Below are 17,564 nucleotides of genomic sequence, written 5' to 3'. Positions count from 1 at the left end.
GGGCGTCCTTGCCGGAGCAGGGACAGGGATGTCCTGATCGCCATGATGGCCAGGGACGGCCATTAATAGCCACGTAGGCAAGGGTGCCATTCGCTTCTGACTCGATAACCCCGTCTTACAGGATCGGCATTCTTCTAGGCACTCCGGGCATGGCGCGTCATGATCAGCGCATCCAGCACCAGGAACAGGGCCAGGCTGACGCCCATCACCGGCAACACCCAGCCCAAGGCGACCGTGACCGCCAGGATCAGCAGGCGCGCCGGCAGCGGTGCCCGCAGCCAATGGGTGGTCAGACGTCGGGCCTGGGCCGCCCGGTGGTTGCCGGGCAGTGGGCGACGCACCCACCACATCCGATAGCCCCATAAGATCATGGTGCACAGCCCCAGCGCCAGGGCGAACATCAGCACCTGGTTGGCCACGCCGAACAGCGTCCCCATGTGGATATCGATGCCCCAGCGGGTCAGCTTGGCGGCGATCGGGAAATCCTCGAAGTTGGCCTGGTCCACGACCTCGAGCGAATAGGGATCGACGGCGACGGAGTCGACCTGCGTGGGCCAGGTCCGGTCGATTTCCCGCACCTTCCAGGCCCGGTCCGGCGCGTTGCCGGGACGGATCTCCAGCTTGCCCGCATCGATGCCCGCCGCCCGCGCGCTGGCCAGCACCTCATCGTACAGCGCGTCGGCGCTGGGCTGCTGGCCCGGCTCGACACCATCGGGTGCCGCGATCTGTGTGCTCACCCCGGGCGTGCCCCAGCCGAACGCCGCGCGCATATCGGCGATGTTGCCGCCGGCCCACCTGGACCAGGTCAGGCCCGTCACCGACAGGAACAGGAAACCCAGTAATAGCGTCAGCCCCAGCGCCGCGTGGCGGGACCGGCGCCGGCCGTTGGGCGTGGCGTCCTGGGCTTTGAGACCCGGGCTCCGGCGCCGCTTGCGCCGACCGATGCACCACAGGGTCAGCCCGCCCAGCGCCGCGATCCAGAGCCAGGAGGCGGCCAGCTCACTGTAGATCCGGCCGGTCTCACCCAGCAGCAGGTTGCGGTGCAGGAAGTCGATCCAGATGCGCAGCGGCAGGGCGCCGCTGGTGCCGTAGACGGCCAGGTCACCGGTGGGTTCCAGCGTCACCGGATCGACAAAAATCGCCCGGTGCTGGTACTGGCCCAGGCTCGGGTCGTTGAACATCACCCGGGTGGTCAGGCCGGGTTCCGGCGCCGGCCGCACCGCGGCCAGGGTCAGATCCGCCGGCACTTCCCGGCGGGCCACAGCGATCTGCTCGGCCAGGGAGTGTGGCGTGCCGCTGGCGCTGCCATTGAGCGCATCGGCGTAGATGGCGTTTTCGATCTGCGGCGAAATGGCGTAAAGACCGCCGGAAAGGGCGGCCACGAGAATGAACGGGCCGACCAGCAGGCCGACGTAAAAATGCAGCCGCAGCAGCAGCGGGTAGAACCAGCTGGCCACGCCGGAGCGGGCGTCGCTGGTGGCTTCGCCCGAATCGGGGGCGAGCGTGGAGGATTCAGACATGGATCACCTGATGGCAAATAGGCTCACGACGTCGTCCCGTCACCCGGTTCGGCAACGCGGACGGACTGTTGTTATGGCGTGGTGGTTCAGGCAATCGACGCGGGCGGGGCGCGGCTCTGGGCGAGACTGTAGCGGAGCGGGCGCGCCTGGGCGGCGCGGGTGGTCAGGGTGTCTCCCGGGCGCGCCCACAGCAGCGGTGCCTTGATCAGGGGGGCGACAAGGGAGATCGGGGAAACGTGGGTCAGCAGGACGCAGTAGCCACATTCGGCGTGGTCAAACGACAGGCTATCCGAGTGATGATCATGGCCGGCGGGCATCCCCGCCATGGCGGATTTGCCGCCGTGGTGTGCCTGGCTGGCGTGGTGCTGGTGATCGCCGTGCCCGGCATGGTGCCCGGACACCAGCGCCATGGATTTGGAATAGAGCGGTGCGGCGAAGATCAGCGCCATCGCCAGCAGCGCCAGCCAGGCACCGGCGCGCTGCCGGCGCTGACCCTGCCCGGCCAGACTCAGCATTGGCGCCGGCCACCGCTCCTGTCGCATGGTCAGGCGCTCGACGGAGACGGCGGACTGAGCTGGGAGCGCAGGGCTTCGGCTTCCACGAAGATCCGCTTTGCCTGCGGGTACTCGGCTTTGATGCGGCCGTCCAGGTCGGCGATGACCCGCTCCAGGTCCGCCACGCTCTGCTGGGGGCGGAACTTCACGCTCAGGTTTACGAGGATAAAGTCCGGGCCCATGTGCATGGTCAGGCACTCGTTCACGTCGTCGATCTGCGGTGTTTCGACGGCGATCTTGCGAATGCCGGCGATCACCGACTTGTTGGCGGCCTCGCCGATCAGCAGGCCCTTGGTCTCGTAAGCGAGCCAGATGGCGGTGCCGCCCAGGATCAGGCCGATGATCACCGAGGCCACACCGTCCAGCCAGTACAGCCCGAAGGTGTCGGCCAGGAAGATACCGGCGATGGCCACCAGCAGGCCGATGATCGCGGCGGAATCCTCGAACAGCACCACGAACATGGTCGGGTCCTTACCGCGCTGAACGGCTTCCACGTAGCCCCACTTGCCTTTCGAGCGGGAAAACTCGGTGAACGCGAAGTACCAGGCGGCGCCTTCGAACAGGATGCCCAGCCCCAGCACGATGTAGTTGATCATGGGGTTTTCGATGGGCGACGGGTTGAGGATGTGGTGCACGCCCTCGTAGATGGACACGCCGGAGCCCACGGCGAAAATCAGGATCGCCACCACGAAGCTCCAGAAATACACTTCCTTGCCGTGCCCGAACGGGAAACGCTTGTCCGCCGGCCGTGCCGATCGCTTGAGGCCGTAGAGCAGCAACACCTGGTTGCCGGTGTCCACCAGTGAGTGCACGCCCTCGGAAAACATCGCCGAGCTGCCGGTGACCACGGCGGCCACGAACTTGGTGCAGGCGATCAGGAAATTGCCCGCCAGGGCGGCGAAAATCACTTTCTTGCTGGATCCGGCCATGGATGCCTCGGTCGTCCTTCATCGTCGATAAGTAGCGGCCAAGAATATCACAGGCGTGCAGGCGCCCGGCTACGCGTTTTCCGGCGTCTTGAACTGCAGTTCCGCCAGCCGCGCGTACAGCGGGTCACTGTGGATGAGCTCCTGATGAGTACCGATGCCGTGCAGCTCCCCCTGATCCAGCACCGCAATCCGGTCGGCGTGCTTGACCGTGGCCAGCCGGTGGGCGATCACCAGGGTGGTGCGATTGGCCATCAGCTCCGGCAGCGCCTGCTGGATCAGGTGCTCGCTCTGGGCATCGAGGGCGCTGGTGGCCTCGTCCAGCAGCAGGATGGGCGCGTCCATGATCAAGGCCCGGGCGATGGCGATGCGCTGCTTCTGGCCGCCGGATAACCCCAGCCCGGCGTCCCCCAGGCGGGTGTCGTAGCCCTGGGGGAGTCCGCGGATGAACTCGTCGGCGTGGGCGACGCGGGCGGCGGCTTCCACCTCGGCGTCGCTGGCGTCCGGGCGGCCGTAGCGGATGTTGTCCGCCACCGATCCATAGAACAGCGCCGGATTCTGGGAGACCAGAGCGAAGCAGCGACGCAGCTCGGCCGGGTCCAGATCGCGGACGTCGACGCCGTCCACGCGAATGCAGCCGGCGACCGGATCGAAGAAGCGCAGCAGCAGGTCGAACAGGGTCGACTTGCCTGCGCCCGACGGCCCCACCAAAGCCAGCGTCTGCCCCGCCGGAATCGCCAGATCCATGCCCCGGATGACCTCGACATCCGGCCGTCCCGGGTAGGCGAATCGCACCTGCTCCAGATCGATGCGCCCTTGCACCGGGCGTGGCAGGGGTTCCGGCTGCAGCGGCGGCGGGGTGATCTCGCTTTCCGTCTGCAGCAGCTCGACGATCCGCGCCGCGGCCCCGGCGGCCCGCTGCAGCTCGCCGATCACCTCGCTGAGCGAGCCGACCGATCCACCCACGATCATGCTGTAGAACACAAAGGCAGCCAGCTCGCCGCCGGAGATTTCGCCGGCGATCACGTCCTGGCCGCCGACCCAGATCATGATGCCCACGGCACCCAGGATCAGCAGGATCACCACCGCGATCAGCCAGGCGCGTTGGCGGATGCGTTGACGGGCGACGTCGAAGGCCTGTTCCACCACCTCGCCGAAGCGGGCCTGGTCCTGGGGCTGATGGTTGTAGGCCTGGACGATCTTGATCTGGCCCAGGATTTCGCCCACGTAGCTGCCAACGTCCGCCACCCGGTCCTGGCTCTGGCGCGACAGGCGCCGCACCCGCCGCCCGAAGATCAGGATCGGCGCGACCACTAACGGCACCGCCAGCATGACGATGCTGGTCAGCTTGGCGTTGGTGACGAACAGCAGGATGATGCCGCCAATCAGCATGAACAGGTTGCGCAGGGCCACCGAGATGGTGGAGCCGATGACCGATTGGAGGACTGTGGTGTCGGTGGTCAGGCGCGACTGGATTTCCAGGCCGCGGTTGGTTTCGAAGAAGCCGGGGTGCAGGTCGATCAGGTGGTTGAACACCTGCTTGCGGATGTCCGCCACCACCCGCTCGCCGATCCAGGACACCAGGTAGAAACGCGCGAAGGTGCCCACCGCCAGGCAGCCGATGAGCACGAAGAACAGCAGCACCGTCTGGTTGAGCAGTTCCGGCGAGCCGGTGACGAAACCCTGGTCCACCAGCAGCCGGATGCCCTGGCCCAGGGACAGGGTGATGCCGGCGGTGAACACCAGGGCAGTAAAGGCACCGATCAGCGCCTTGCGGTAGGGGGCGACAAAGTCGATGGCCAGTTGCAGGGCCTTGCGGCGGTCCGAACGCATGGTGGGCTCGCAGTCAGGAGAATGGAACGAGTATAGGGTACGTGCGCCGGACGGTAACGGGCCAACCTCAGGGTCAGCCCGTTGTCTTCGATTGTTTGGGGGATCGGAACACCAGCAGCAGCGGAATCGACGCCAGCGTCACCCACGCCATCAGGCGAAAGTCGTTGAGATAGCTGATGGCGCTGGCCTGGGCGGTGACCATGTCATTGAGCAGACTCAGCCCGGTTGTGCTGTCCCGGGCGATGCCCCCGGGCAGCGTCAACGCGTCGAACGCCGGGCGGAACGGGTTGAGGTATTCGCCGAGGGTGGCGTGGTTGATCTGCGTGTTGCGTGCCACCAGGGTCACCATCACCGAGATGCCGATGGAGCTGCCGATGTTGCGCATCAGGCTGAACATGGCGGTCGCTTCGGTGCGGTAACGGGGCTGCAGGGTAGCGAAGGTGATGGTGCTCAGGGGCACGAACACCAGGCCCAGCCCCATGCCCTGGACAATGCCGGTCACCACCAGGCGCAGCACGGACACCTCGGTGTTGAAGTTGGCCATCTCGAACAGGCTCGCCGTGATCAGGATCAGCCCGGTCAGGATCAGCAGGCGGATGTCCACCCGGTTCACCAGACGGCCCACCAGCATCATCGAGAACATGCTGCCCAGCCCACGTGGCGCCAGCACCAGGCCGGTCATGATCACCGGATAGTTCATCAGGTTCTGCAGGAACGGCGGCAGCAATGACAGCGTCGCCAGCAGGATGATGCCGACAATGAAGATGAACACCAGCCCCGTGGCCAGGTTGCGGTCCCGGAACAGGCCCGGCTCCACGAACGGCTCGCGGTGGGTGAACATGTGCACCAGGAACATCAGGAAGGCGCAGGCGGCCACGGCGGTCTCGATCTGGATCTCCAGGGACGAGAACCAGTCCTCGCTCTGGCCCCGGTCCAGCAGCAGCTGCAGCGCGCCGATGGCGATCCCCAGCAGGGCAAAGCCGAACAGGTCGAAGCGGCGCTTCATGCGCTCGGTTTCCGGCACGAACGCCAGGATACCCAGCAGCGACAGGATGCCGAAGGGTAGGTTGATGAAGAACACCCAGCGCCAGTTCAGGTACTCGGTGAGGTAGCCGCCCAGGGTCGGCCCCAGGATCGGCCCGACCATCACGCCCATGCCCCACATGGCCATGGCGGAACCGTGCTTTTCCTTGGGGTAGGTGTCCAGCAATACCGCCTGGGACAGCGGCACCAGGCCGGCGCCGAAGATGCCCTGGAGCAGGCGGAACAGCACGATCTCCTCCAGGTTGGCGGCGATCCCGCACAGCACCGAGGCGAGGGTAAAGCCGATCACCGACACGATAAACAGGCGTCGCCGGCCCAGTCGTCCCGACAGAAAACCGGTCAGTGGCGTGGCGATGGCGGCGGCCACGATGTAGGACGTCAGCACCCAGGAAATCTGTTCCTCGGTGGCCGACATGCTGCCTTTCATGTTGGGCAGGGCCACGTTGGCGATGGTGGTGTCCAGCGCCTGCATGATCGTCGCCAACATGATGGAGAGGGTGATCCAGCCCCGTTTCAGGCCGCCCTCGTCGGCGGCCGGGGTCGCCGTGGCGGTGGTCATTCAGTCGGGCTCTCGGCCGCCTGGGCTTCACCGACCAGGCCCCGCAGCCAGCCGACCAGCGGCAGGTCGGAGGTGGGGTAGCCGGTGTCGATGTCGACAACGGTACTCATGCCCGCGCGCAGGCCGTCGTCCGGTCCGGCGTCGTCAAAACGGATGCGCACCGGGATACGCTGGACCACCTTGACCCAGTTGCCGGTGGCGTTCTGTGCCGGCAGCACCGAGAACTCGGCGCCGGTGGCCTGGGCGATGCTGGCCACGTGGCCGTGGAATTCCCGGTCGGGGTAGGTGTCCACTTCGATGTTGACCGACTGCCCCGGGTGCACTCGGGTGAGGGCGGTTTCCTTGAAGTTGGCGTCGATCCACAGATCGCCGTTGCCCACCAGGCTCATCAGTGGCGAGCTGACGGTGGCGTAGGCACCGGGGTCCGGTGTGTTGGCGGCGATGCCGCCGAACGGGGCGGTGATGCGGGTGTGGGCCAGGTCCAGTCGGGCCTGCTCCAGGCTGGCGGCGGCGGCCTGGTAGTCCGGGTATTGCTCCACCGGCAGGTTCAGGTCGCCACCCAGGCTGGCGGCGATGCGTTTCAGCTCGCGTTTGTTGGCATCGCGCTGGCGCACGGCGGAGGTGTAATCGTGCTGGTACTGGGACAGCTCCGATTGCGACGCCAGATTGCGTTTGGCCAGGGCCTGCTGGCGCGCCAGTTCGCGCTTGGCGAAGTCGACGTCTTCTTCGGTTTTGGCGAGCTGCTCCTGGGCGGTGGCGTAGCTGGCCTTGAGACTGTTGATGGCATTGGCGGCCTGCCTGAGTTGCGCTTCGGCGCGGGCGACTTCGATCCGGTACGGCGCCGGATCGATCTGCAGCATCAGATCGCCCTGGCTGACCGCTTCGTTATCGTCGACCAGCACGCGGGTGATCGGGCCGCTCACCTGGGGTGCGATGTTCACCAGCGGTGAGCCGATGTAGGCGTTTTCGGTGGATACGTAGCGTCCACCAAAGAGGCTGATCAGCCCGCCGACAACAACGGCGGTCAGCGGAATGCCGATCAGCAGGACGCGCCGGATTTTCGATGTCCGGGCCGGCTGTGGCGCGGGCTCGGACGCCTGGTCGGTATTGCTCATGGGTGTTGTCTCCACTGTCTTTATGTCGGGCAGCTGTATGCCGGGCAGGCGGTGCGATGGATGCGTCCTGCTGTCGTCTGTTGCGTCGGCAAAGGGCCTGTGCAGCGGCCCGTTGCTCGGGAATCGCAGGAAGGGTCCCCTTTTTTCTTGGGGGTGTTGGCGGAACTCCTTCGGCATCAAACCTATATAGGTTGCTAACTATATAGAGCGAGACATCCCGTGGGAATAGCGGAATTCCCGACGGGATTGCCTGATGAATTGGGCTCTATTGACCCAAAGCCATCGCCGGGGGCTGTCGAGGTTAAGACATGGACCCGGGTGGCCAGCTAGAGCATGATACGCAGCTGTTCCGGAATTAGTTGGAAGTCGACCGGTTTGAGTTGAGATGGATCAAGATCGACGTCTCAACGGTTGTCCTCGCGGTCGACGATTAGGCTGGAGAGCGTCAGCGACTGGGCGTATCGTCGAGGTTAGGGACGGTTCTGTCCGATAAGGGAAACAAAATCATGACAACGGTTGTCGGGATTTACCTGTTTGATGATGTGGAGCTGCTGGACTTTGCCGGGCCCTACGAAGTGTTCACCACCGCGTCGCGGGTCTATCGACGTGAGCATCCGGTGGGGCCGGAGCCTTTCTCGGTGATGACCGTGTCCCAGCACGATGAGCCGGTCCGTGTCCGGGCGGGGCTCAAGGTCAACGCGGATTGCACCATCGCCGATCACCCGGACATCGATCTGCTGCTGGTGCCGGGCGGCGTGGTGACCGAGGAGTTGGAGAAGGCCTCGGTGATCCGCTGGATCGAGGCAACCGCCGACCAGGCCAACCTGACGGCGTCGGTCTGCACCGGCGCTTTCCTGCTGGCGGCCGCCGGGTTGCTCAATGGCCGCACCGCCACCACCCACTGGGAGGATATGGACGACCTGCGTCACCAGTTCCCGGCCATCAAGGTGCTGCCGGGTCGGCGTTGGATCGACCAGGGCGACGTCATCTCTTCGGGCGGCATCTCCGCCGGCATCGATATGAGCCTGCACGTCGTCGAGCGCATCGCCGGACGCGAGCTGGCGCTGAAAACCGCTCGGCAGATGGAATTCAACTGGACGGAAAATGGCTGACAACCCCCCGATCGCAACCACGCCGGAGCCGCCTTACTATGCGGTGATATTCACCTCGCTGCGCACCGCTGGCGACGACGGCTACGGTGAGATGGCCCAGGCCATGGTGGCGCTGGCGTCGCAGCAGCCGGGTTTTCTCGGTGTCGAGTCCGCCCGGGAGGATGTGGGCATCACCGTGTCCTACTGGTCCGACCTGGACTCGATCCGCGACTGGAAGCGCCAGGCTGACCATCGCCTGGCCCAGCGGCTGGGGCGTGAGCGCTGGTACCAGGAATACACCGTGCGCATCGCCCGGGTGGAACGGGCCTACGCATTCGCGATGGATACGGAGGTGCCGGATGGCGTTCTGGCTGGTCAAGAGTGAACCGGACGAGTGCGGCATCGATGACTTTGCCGCCGATCCCGAAAAACGGATCCCCTGGGATGGCGTGCGCAACTACCAGGCGCGTAACTTCCTGGCGTCGATGGCGCCCGGCGATCGCGTACTGCTCTATCACTCCAGTTGCAAAGTGATCGGCGTGGCGGGCGTCGTTCGTGTGGTGAGTGAGCCCTATCCCGACCGGCTCCAGTTCGATCCAGAATCGGATTATTACGACCCCAAAAGCCCGCAGAACAAGCCCCGCTGGCAGGCGGTGGACATGGTCTTCGAGCAACGCTTCCAGCGCGTGATTCCGCTCAAGGCGTTGAAGGAGGCGTCGGAACTGTCGGAGATGCCGCTGGTGCAGCGCGGAGCGCGGTTGTCGGTGATGCCCGTGACCGAGGCCCAGTGGCGCCACATCCTGTCAATGACGGACTGACCGGGGTTTAACCGGCGGGTGCCCTTTCAGCGATCCGGCATTCGGTGAATCCTGTTGGCGTCGGTCTTCGTAAGAGTTCGTTGGAATGTGGCCGGTCCCGCCGCGCGCTTCCGCAGACAAATGCACACGGCACGGATGCGTTGTTGGAGTCCTGACCTTATGAGTTCGTCGGAGAACAAGCCGATCCAGTCCCGCAAACCCTCCCAGGAACGCAGCCGGCAGCGGGTCGCGCAGATGATGGCGGCGGCCGAGGCGCTGTTGCTCGAGAATGGCCCGGAGCAACTGTCTATCCCGGAGGTGGCCAAGGCATCCGGATTGAGCCGCTCGTCGGTCTATCAGTTCTTCCCCAGCAAGTACGCCCTGCTGCTGGCCCTGACCGCCCGGCACCTGGACACGGTTGCCCAGCAGCTGGCCCGGCTGCTGGATCTGGTGGGGGACGTCAGCGTCGACGATATGCTGGGTTCGGCGTTGCGGGTGGTGGCGGACTATTACAACGAGCACCGGGCGGCGCGGATCCTGATCCTCGGTGGCCCCATGAGCCGTGAAGGTTTCCAGTCCCTCGAATTCAACCACCAGGATATCGGCAAGCACCTGCGCCACTGGCTTGAACGGCACCAGCCGGACGTGCACCCGCTCACCGAGCCGGACGTCATGACCCTGGCGGTGGACATCGGTGCGGCCTGTCTGCGCCACGGCTACTTCCGCGAGGATCTGATCAGCGACGCCATCGTGGAGCAGGCGCGCCGGGCCATGCTGGCCTATTTGCGCTCGGTGGCCGCCGTTCGTTAGCCGGTTGCCCGGTCCCGAATGCCCTTACAGCCACCCCGGCGATACCGCCCGCAGCCAATCCACCAGCCACGGCAGGAACACCGACGTGGCGAACGCCGACAGCGCCATGGCCAGCCCGGAGAAGGCGCCCATCATGGGGCTGATCTGGAACGCCCGGGCGGTGCCGATGCCGTGGGCCGCCACGCCCATGGCGATACCGCGCACGCTGTCATCGCGAATCCGCAGGGAAGCGAACAGCCGCGTGCCGATCAGCGCGCCGATGATGCCGGTGACCACCACCAGCACCGCCGTCAGCGAGGGAATGCCACCGATCTCGTCCGAGATACCCATCGCCACCGGCGCGGTTACCGACTTGGGCGCCAGTGACAGCTGGGTTTCCGGGGAGGCGCCGAAGGCCCAGGCGATGATGATGGAGCTCGCCGCGCCGACGATCACCCCGATCAGCAGCGCCACGATGACCGGCACCAGCACCGCCCGTAGCCGGGAGAACTGCTGGTACAGCGGGACCGCCAGCGCCACGGTGGCCGGTCCCAGCAGGAAGTGGACGAACTGGGCGCCGTCGAAATAGGTCTGGTAGCTGGTGCCGGTGAGCTTGAGGAACAGGATCAGCGCCAGGATGGCGGTGATCACCGGGTTCAGCAGCGGGTTGCTGTTGCAGCGCAGGTAAAGACGGTGCGCGAGAAGATAGGCCACCAGCGTGAGCGTCAGCCCCAGCAGCGGCGAGGCGGACAGGTACACCCAGATGCGGGTCAGGTCGGTCTCAGCCATCGCTGCCTTCCCTCCTGGCCAGCAGTCGCTGGGTGGCGACCATCGCACCGGCGGTGGCCGCCATGGTGATTGCGGTACTCAGCACCAGCGCCAGGGCAATCGGCAGCCACTCGTCGAGGATCCGGCTGAAGTACACCATCATCCCCACGCCGGCGGGGATGAACAGCAGCGATAAGTGGCTGAGCAGCCCCCGGGCGGCGGTGTCCATCGATGGGTCCACCTTGCCGCGCAGCAGCAGCGACAGGAACAGCAGGAGCATGCCCATCACCGGTCCGGGAATGGGCAGATCGAACAGGCGGACGATCACTTCGCCCACCAACTGGTAGACCAGCAGGATGGTGATGCCGTTGAGGAATTGCATGGGGTCTCGCAATGCAGGATGTCAAAACGTGCGCGGGACGCTGGTCCCGTACGGTTAATGAAAGCATTGCTGACCGGGAAAGTCACCCCGTCTGCATGAGGTGGACAGACGGGGCGGGTGGTTACATGGCTCGGCAACCCGTTGGAAGCGGTTTGCCTTCATAGCAGCTTGCTATCGGTGGCAGTATCAGTCGCGGTCGACTTCGATCACGCCCAGATCACTGCGCTGCAGGGTGATCTCCAGCTCATGGCCCTGCTCGTCGCGGCCTTCCAGCTGGATGCGGTCGTGGTCCTCGTGCAGGTCCATTTCCTCGATCTGTGCCAGCCCTTCGCCACGGGCCACCTCAGCGGCTTCACGCACACGTTCGGCGTCGAGCCCACGAGGGCCGTTGTCACGCCGTTCACGCTTCTCGTGGCGGGCTTCGCCGTCCCGGCTGAATTCCACCTTGGTGCGCCACTGGTTGTCGAGCCAGCCTTCCAGCTCGAAGCCGTGCCGATCGTCCAGGTCGATTTCCTCGTAGTGGGTGAACCCGTGGGCGGAGCCGGCGGCGAGCGCGTCGTCCAGATTGACGGATGCGCCGGTGGCAGCGTTGGCGGCGAAGGCGGCGGGGGCCACGAGGCTGGCCAGGGTGGTGCCGAGAATGAGGTTGCGAATGGTCATGTGGCTACTCCTTGAGTTGATTGAAGCGTGTCGGTTGATTCGGTCGTGGCCATCTGTCGGGGAGGCCATGGCATACTGTTGTACCGGAAGCGGCCTGACCCGGGGCTGAGCGATCCGTTCATGTTCCGTTCATCTCGCGTTTGCCACACTTGTTGGCATGAGGATCCGACTGATGACAAAACAGCTCATGCTGATGATGGCCGTCCCCCTGCTGGTACTGGGGTGGGCTGCGGGCCTGCACGCTGATGACGATGAGTGGCGTCGCCTGCACCGGGAGGTCGAGGCCGGCCGTGTGCAGCCCCTGCAGTCCGTGCTCGACCACCTGGAAGAGCGCTACCGGGGCCAGGTTGTGGAAGTGGAGTTCGAACGCGACGACGGCGAATCCATCTACGAGATCGAGATGCTGGGGCCGGATGGGCAGATCGTCGAGTTCGAGGTGGATGCCGCCACAGGCGAGGTGATCGGCATCGAAGGTCGCGGCATCGAGAGCATGGAGCGTCGATGAAAGTATTGCTGATCGAGGACGACCAGGCGCTGGCCGGGACGCTGGCGAGGTCGCTGCGCGAGGCCGAGGTGCTGGTGGAAACGGCAGCCAGCGGTGGCGACGGCGATTTCCTGCTCAAGACCGAGCGCTACGACGTGGTCATCCTGGACCTGGGCCTGCCCGACGGCAATGGGACCCACTGGCTGGCGCGCTGGCGGGATGAGGGCATCGACCTGCCGGTGCTGGTGCTCACCGCCCGCGAGCGCTGGTCCGACAAGGCCGCCGGCTTTTCCGCCGGCGCTGACGATTACGTCACCAAACCGTTCGAGACGGCCGAGGTGCTGTTCCGCCTGCGGGCCCTGGTGCGGCGCAGTCACGGCCATGCCCATCCGGTGCTCAGTATCGGCGATCTGGCCTACGACACCCACGTGGGGCAGGTTACCCTGGCCGGGATGCCGGTCTCGCTGACCGCCCAGGAAACCCGGCTGCTGGGCTACCTGATGCATGCCGCGCCGCGGCTTGTCAGCCGGATCGAGCTGGCCGAGCACGTCTACGACCGGGACCAGGAACCCGACTCCAACGTCATCGACGTGCAGATCAGCCGGCTGCGCCGCAAGTTGGGCAGTCACCGTATCGAAACCGTGCGGGGCCAGGGCTATCGCATCCTGGGCGGCGAATGACGCCGGCCCCGCGCAGTCTCTCGATCAACACCCGCCTGCTGGTGGCCGCACTGGTGCTGGTCCTGTTGGCGTTGCCGCTGGCCGGTGTGTTGCTGCGTTATAACTTCGAGCAGTCGGTCACCACCGCCTTCGACCAGCGCCTGCGTTCGCTGCTCAACGTACTGGTGGCGGGCGTTGAATACGACCCGGCCAGCGGTGATCTGTCGATGGCGCGCAGCCTGGGGGATCCTCGCTTCGAGCAGGTGTTCTCCGGCTCGTACTGGCAGGTGTCGGACGGCAACGGTTTGGCTCTGACGTCCCGATCTCTGTGGGACCAGCGCCTGGCCACGGCGGATCGATCCGGCCTGCACATCGGTGATCGCAACGGTCCCCGGAACCAGCGCCTGCGGGTCGTCGAGCGGGACGTCGAACTGCCCAACCTGCCTGCCACCCTGCACCTGGCGGTGGCGGCCAGCCGCGAAGATCTGGACGCCGAAGTGACCCGCTTCGGCCGTCTGCTGTGGTGGTCCCTGGCCGGCCTGGGGGGATTGTTGCTGGCGGGGTTGGCCCTGCAGATCCGCTGGGGGCTGTCGCCGCTGCGCCGCATCCACGCCAATCTGCGGCGGGTGGAAACCGGCGAGGACGAACGTCTGGAAACCGGCTTTGCCACCGAACTCAACGACCTGGCCGAGGCCATGAACGGGGTACTGGAGCGTGACCGCCACTTGATCGAGCGCGGTCGCACCGCGGCCGGCAACCTGGCCCACGCCCTGAAGACGCCGAGTTCGGTACTGCGCGCCTACTGCGAACGTCTGCCGGAATCTGAGGCCCGACCGTTACTGACGGAACTGGACCGCCTCGATGCGGCGGTCCGGCACCATCTGGCGCGGGCGTCGGCGGCGGGCGGCGCGCCCCTCTCCCGGGTGGCCCGGGTGGATGAGACCCTGGCGCCAGTCGTGACCGGGATCGGTCGCATGGCGGAGCGGCAGGGCCTGGCCTGTCGAGCCGCGCCGATGCCGCAGGGTCGGGTTCGCATGGACCCGCAGGACCTGCAGGAAATTGCCGGAAACCTGCTGGAAAATGCCCTGAAATGGGCAAGTTCTGCGCTTTTTTTCAGGGTCTCGCTGGAGGAAGAACGGTTGACGATGCGGGTGGCCGACGACGGCCCGGGAATGACACCGGAGCAGTGCGCCGAGGCGTTGGAGCGGGGGCGACGGCTGGATGAGTCGCGTGCTGGTTCCGGCCTTGGGCTGGCGATTGTCACCGAACTGGTGGCGCTGTATGGCGGCGATGTGCAACTCGGTCGCGCCGACGAAGGTGGCCTGCAGGTTGAGGTCTCCCTGCCGGTCGCCCGGGGCAACCCGGGCCCGGAGGGACGGCGCCTGTCAGCGGATTGAGCGGACCGGCGCCTGTGCCGGATCGTTGACCAGGATGCCTCAGTCGTCGTCCAGATGGTGGGGCGGGCAGTGGAATTCTTCCACCACAGTACCGTCGTCGACGCTCTCCAGATGCACATCGAACCCCCACAGCCGGTGAGTGTGACGCAGCACTTCGCTGGTGCTCTCGCCCAGGGGGATACCGTCGGCCGGCACGTGGCGCAGGGTCAGCGAGCGATCGCCGCGCAGGTCCACGTTCCACACCTGGATGTTGGGCTCGCGGTAGCTCAGGTTGTACTGGCGCGCCAGCTTCTCCCGCAGGGCGCGGTAGCCCACCTCGTCGTGGATCGCGGTGATGCGGTAGACGTCCTCATCCTCCTCGCTGGAAATGGCGAACAGTTTGAGATCCCGCATCACCTTGGGTGACAGGAACTGCTGGATGAAGCTCTCATCCTTGAAGTTCCTCATGGCGAAATGCAGGGTTTCCACCCAGTCGGAGCCGGCGATGTCCGGGAACCAGGCGCGATCCTCGTCCGTCGGCTCCTCGCAGATCCGGCGCAGGTCCGTGTAGATGGAAAAGCCCAGCGTGTACGGGTTGATGCCCGAATACCATGGGCTGTCGAACGGCGGTTGATAGATCACCGCCGTGTGGCTCTGCAGGAATTCCAGCATGAAGCCGTCGGTCACCAGACCTTTCTCGTACATCCGGTGCAGCAGGGTGTAGTGCCAGAAGCTGGCCCAGCCCTCGTTCATCACCTGGGTCTGGCGTTGGGGATAGAAGTACTGGCCCAGTTTGCGCACGATGCGGATCAGCTCGCGCTGCCAGGGTTCCAGCAGCGGCGCGTTTTTCTCGATGAAGTAGAGCAGGTTCTCCTGCGGGTCTGCCGGGTAGCGGCTGCGCTTGCGCTCGTCGCTGTCTTCTTCGGCGCCCATGCGGGGAATGGTGCGCCAGAGGTCGTTGATCTGACGCTGCATGTACTCTTCGCGCTCCTTCTGACGGCGCTGCTCCTCGGCCGCGGAGATGGGGGAGGGGCGCTTGTAGCGGTCCACGCCGTAGTTCATCAGGGCATGGCAGGAATCCAGGATCTGTTCCACCGCATCCAGGCCGTGGCGCTCTTCGCATTCGGCCACGTAGTGCCGGGCGAAGACCAGGTAGTCGATGATGGCGCTGGCGTCGGTCCAGGTGCGGAACAGGTAGTTGCCCTTGAAGAAGGAGTTGTGACCGTAGCAGGCGTGGGCGATCACCAGCGCCTGCATGGGCAGGGTGTTCTCTTCCATCAGGTAGGCAATGCAGGGATCGGAGTTGATCACGATCTCGTAGGCCAGCCCCATCTGCCCGCGCTTGTAGCCCTTGGAGGTGTTCAGGAACTGCTTGCCGAACGACCAGTGGTGGTAGCCCACCGGCATCCCCACCGAGCTGTAGGCGTCCATCATCTGCTCGGCGCTGATCACCTCGATCTGGTTGGGGTAGGTATCCAGGCCGAATTCCTCGGCGCATCGGGCGATTTCGTCGTTGTATTGCCGGATCAGGTCGAACGTCCACTCCGATGTGGTGGAGATCGGCTGCCGGGTTTCTGGCGGTCTGTCGACGGTTCCGGTCATGCGGCTTTCCTCTCGAACAACTGGCGGAAGACCGGGTAGATGTCGCCCGGGTCCGCGATCTGCTGCATGGCAAAGCTGTTGGGGTCCTGCTCCAGGATCTTCTCGTACTCGTACCAGAGCATCTGGTGATCCTGGGGCGTGATCTCGACATAGGCGTAGTACTGCACCAGCGGCAGGATCTGGTCGGCCAGGATCTTGCCGCAGATGGGCGAATCGTCGTTCCAGTTATCGCCGTCCGAGGCCTGGGCGGCGTAGATGTTCCACTCCGAGGGCGAGTAGCGGGCGTCGACGATCTGCTTCATCAGCTTGAGCGCGCTGGACACGATGGTGCCGCCCGTTTCCCGGGAGTAGAAGAACTCTTCCTCGTCCACTTCCTTGGCGCTGGTGTGGTGGCGGATAAACACCACCTCGATGCGCTTGTAGTTCTTCTTCAGGAACAGGTACAGCAGGATGAAGAAGCGCTTGGCGATGTCCTTGTGCACCTGCGTCATCGAGCCGGACACGTCCATCAGGCAGAACATCACCGCACTGGTGGCCGGCTTGGGCTTCTTCACATGCTGGCGATAGCGCAGGTCGATTTCGTCGATCCAGGGGATGCGGCGCAGATTGCCTTTCAGGCGTTTGATCTCCGCTTCCAGGGCGTCGATCTGGTCCTGTGGGCTGAACGCCGGATCCGGTTCGTGCGGATGGGCCTTGAGCTCAGCCAGTTGCGCTTCCAGCTCCCGCAGCTTGCGCTTGCGGGCGCCGCCCAGACCCAGCCGGCGAGCGTGGGCGCCGCGCAGGGAGCGCACCACGTCCAGCTTGGCGGGGATGCCCTGGGACGTGAAGCCGGCCCGTTCGTACTTGAAGGCCTCGGTGTCCTTGAGTTTCTTGCGGGCCAGGTTGGGCAGTTCCAGGTCGTCGAACAGGAAATCCAGGAATTCGTCCTGGGTGATCTGGAAGGCGAATTCGTCCATGCCTTCCCCGTCCGGGCTGGCGCCGCCCTGGCCCTGGCCGCCACCGCCGCCCTGGGGTTTGGGCACGGTGTCGCCGGCGACGAATTCCTTGTTGCCGGGATGCACTATTTCCCGGTGTCCGCCCTGGCCATGGTGGAATATGGGTTCGTCGATGTCTTTCGAAGGAATACTGACGTTCTCGCCGCGCTCGATGTCGGTGATTGAGCGGCGCTGGACCGCGTCCGCCACCGCCTTCTTGATGTGATGGCGGTAGCGGCGCAGGAAGCGTTCGCGGTTCACGGCGCTCTTGTTCTTGCCGTTCAGGCGGCGGTCGACGATATGGGTCATCCCCATAAATATCTCCAGTTGTCGGTGGAGGTCGCCCTGGCCACATGAATTGCGGCGTTGCGCGGTGCGCACCAGCTCACCTACCCGGCAGGTATGCCTTGCTGGCTGTGCTCCGTGCGCCT

General features: G+C 65.3%; 18 protein-coding genes. 7 read left to right on the top strand and 11 right to left on the bottom strand.

What is annotated here, in order from left to right:
* Window positions 1-134 precede the first annotated feature (134 nt).
* The 6 genes from GQB00_RS08590 to GQB00_RS08565 form a co-directional block, all read right to left on the bottom strand.
* On the bottom strand, window positions 135-1,520 hold the full coding sequence (locus GQB00_RS08590; protein ID WP_165855924.1) for a PepSY-associated TM helix domain-containing protein: 1,386 nt from the start codon (window positions 1,518-1,520) through the stop codon (window positions 135-137).
* Between the two features lie 86 nt (window positions 1,521-1,606).
* Window positions 1,607-2,035: a DUF2946 domain-containing protein gene (locus tag GQB00_RS08585; RefSeq protein WP_165855923.1), complete on the bottom strand. Its 429-nt coding sequence runs from the start codon at window positions 2,033-2,035 to the stop codon at window positions 1,607-1,609.
* 29 nt (window positions 2,036-2,064) lie between these two features.
* Window positions 2,065-3,003: a cation diffusion facilitator family transporter gene (locus GQB00_RS08580; protein ID WP_111494616.1), complete on the bottom strand. Its 939-nt coding sequence runs from the start codon at window positions 3,001-3,003 to the stop codon at window positions 2,065-2,067.
* 69 nt (window positions 3,004-3,072) lie between these two features.
* The gene (locus tag GQB00_RS08575; RefSeq protein WP_165855922.1) at window positions 3,073-4,833 is read right to left on the bottom strand and encodes an ABC transporter transmembrane domain-containing protein; all 1,761 of its coding nucleotides are present in this window, start codon (window positions 4,831-4,833) and stop codon (window positions 3,073-3,075) included.
* A gap of 73 nt (window positions 4,834-4,906) precedes the next feature.
* Window positions 4,907-6,436 (bottom strand): DHA2 family efflux MFS transporter permease subunit, encoded by a 1,530-nt coding sequence (locus GQB00_RS08570; protein WP_165855921.1) that lies wholly within the window; start codon window positions 6,434-6,436, stop codon window positions 4,907-4,909.
* Complete coding sequence (locus tag GQB00_RS08565) at window positions 6,433-7,551, bottom strand: HlyD family secretion protein (RefSeq protein ID WP_165855920.1); 1,119 nt, start codon at window positions 7,549-7,551, stop codon at window positions 6,433-6,435. Before GQB00_RS08565 ends, GQB00_RS08570 begins: the two co-directional genes overlap by 4 nt.
* A gap of 506 nt (window positions 7,552-8,057) precedes the next feature.
* Between GQB00_RS08565 and GQB00_RS08560 the strand changes: the two genes are divergently transcribed.
* The 4 genes from GQB00_RS08560 (at window position 8,058) to GQB00_RS08545 (ending at window position 10,249) form a co-directional block, all read left to right on the top strand.
* The gene (locus tag GQB00_RS08560) at window positions 8,058-8,663 is read left to right on the top strand and encodes a DJ-1/PfpI family protein (RefSeq protein ID WP_165855919.1); all 606 of its coding nucleotides are present in this window, start codon (window positions 8,058-8,060) and stop codon (window positions 8,661-8,663) included.
* Complete coding sequence (locus GQB00_RS08555; protein WP_165855918.1) at window positions 8,656-9,027, top strand: antibiotic biosynthesis monooxygenase family protein; 372 nt, start codon at window positions 8,656-8,658, stop codon at window positions 9,025-9,027. Before GQB00_RS08560 ends, GQB00_RS08555 begins: the two co-directional genes overlap by 8 nt.
* The gene (locus tag GQB00_RS08550; protein ID WP_165855917.1) at window positions 9,002-9,460 is read left to right on the top strand and encodes an EVE domain-containing protein; all 459 of its coding nucleotides are present in this window, start codon (window positions 9,002-9,004) and stop codon (window positions 9,458-9,460) included. The genes GQB00_RS08555 and GQB00_RS08550 overlap by 26 nt, the downstream gene beginning before the upstream one ends.
* A 159-nt stretch (window positions 9,461-9,619) precedes the next feature.
* Window positions 9,620-10,249 (top strand): TetR/AcrR family transcriptional regulator, encoded by a 630-nt coding sequence (locus GQB00_RS08545; protein ID WP_165855916.1) that lies wholly within the window; start codon window positions 9,620-9,622, stop codon window positions 10,247-10,249.
* A gap of 24 nt (window positions 10,250-10,273) precedes the next feature.
* Here the strand turns inward: GQB00_RS08545 and GQB00_RS08540 are convergent, their stop codons facing one another.
* From GQB00_RS08540 to GQB00_RS08530, 3 genes are all read right to left on the bottom strand, one after another.
* On the bottom strand, window positions 10,274-11,017 hold the full coding sequence (locus GQB00_RS08540) for an LrgB family protein (protein WP_165855915.1): 744 nt from the start codon (window positions 11,015-11,017) through the stop codon (window positions 10,274-10,276).
* Window positions 11,010-11,378: a CidA/LrgA family protein gene (locus GQB00_RS08535; protein ID WP_165855914.1), complete on the bottom strand. Its 369-nt coding sequence runs from the start codon at window positions 11,376-11,378 to the stop codon at window positions 11,010-11,012. The genes GQB00_RS08540 and GQB00_RS08535 overlap by 8 nt, the downstream gene beginning before the upstream one ends.
* A gap of 186 nt (window positions 11,379-11,564) precedes the next feature.
* Complete coding sequence (locus GQB00_RS08530; RefSeq protein WP_165855913.1) at window positions 11,565-12,038, bottom strand: PepSY domain-containing protein; 474 nt, start codon at window positions 12,036-12,038, stop codon at window positions 11,565-11,567.
* A gap of 172 nt (window positions 12,039-12,210) precedes the next feature.
* On the opposite strand from GQB00_RS08530, the gene GQB00_RS08525 reads away from it, so the two are divergent.
* The 3 genes from GQB00_RS08525 to GQB00_RS08515 are packed head-to-tail and all read left to right on the top strand — an operon-like array spanning window position 12,211 to window position 14,578.
* Window positions 12,211-12,543, top strand: coding sequence for a PepSY domain-containing protein (locus tag GQB00_RS08525; protein ID WP_228276686.1), 333 nt, complete (start codon window positions 12,211-12,213; stop codon window positions 12,541-12,543).
* On the top strand, window positions 12,540-13,202 hold the full coding sequence (locus tag GQB00_RS08520) for a response regulator transcription factor (protein WP_111494640.1): 663 nt from the start codon (window positions 12,540-12,542) through the stop codon (window positions 13,200-13,202). Before GQB00_RS08525 ends, GQB00_RS08520 begins: the two co-directional genes overlap by 4 nt.
* Entirely contained in the window at window positions 13,199-14,578 is a 1,380-nt protein-coding gene (locus tag GQB00_RS08515) for a sensor histidine kinase (RefSeq protein WP_165855911.1), read from the top strand. The genes GQB00_RS08520 and GQB00_RS08515 overlap by 4 nt, the downstream gene beginning before the upstream one ends.
* A gap of 39 nt (window positions 14,579-14,617) precedes the next feature.
* Here the strand turns inward: GQB00_RS08515 and GQB00_RS08510 are convergent, their stop codons facing one another.
* Both GQB00_RS08510 and GQB00_RS08505 read right to left on the bottom strand, forming a co-directional pair.
* Window positions 14,618-16,159 carry a SpoVR family protein gene (locus GQB00_RS08510; RefSeq protein ID WP_165855910.1) on the bottom strand — a complete coding sequence of 514 codons (1,542 nt, stop codon included), beginning with the start codon at window positions 16,157-16,159 and terminating at the stop codon, window positions 14,618-14,620.
* Entirely contained in the window at window positions 16,156-17,442 is a 1,287-nt protein-coding gene (locus tag GQB00_RS08505) for a YeaH/YhbH family protein (RefSeq protein ID WP_204355797.1), read from the bottom strand. The genes GQB00_RS08510 and GQB00_RS08505 overlap by 4 nt, the downstream gene beginning before the upstream one ends.
* Window positions 17,443-17,564 lie beyond the last annotated feature (122 nt).

The sequence above is a fragment of the Marinobacter sp. JSM 1782161 genome (genome assembly GCF_011421605.1).
GTDB classification, from domain to species: domain Bacteria; phylum Pseudomonadota; class Gammaproteobacteria; order Pseudomonadales; family Oleiphilaceae; genus Marinobacter_A; species Marinobacter_A bohaiensis.
This window is presented reverse-complemented; position numbering and strand designations above follow the sequence as displayed.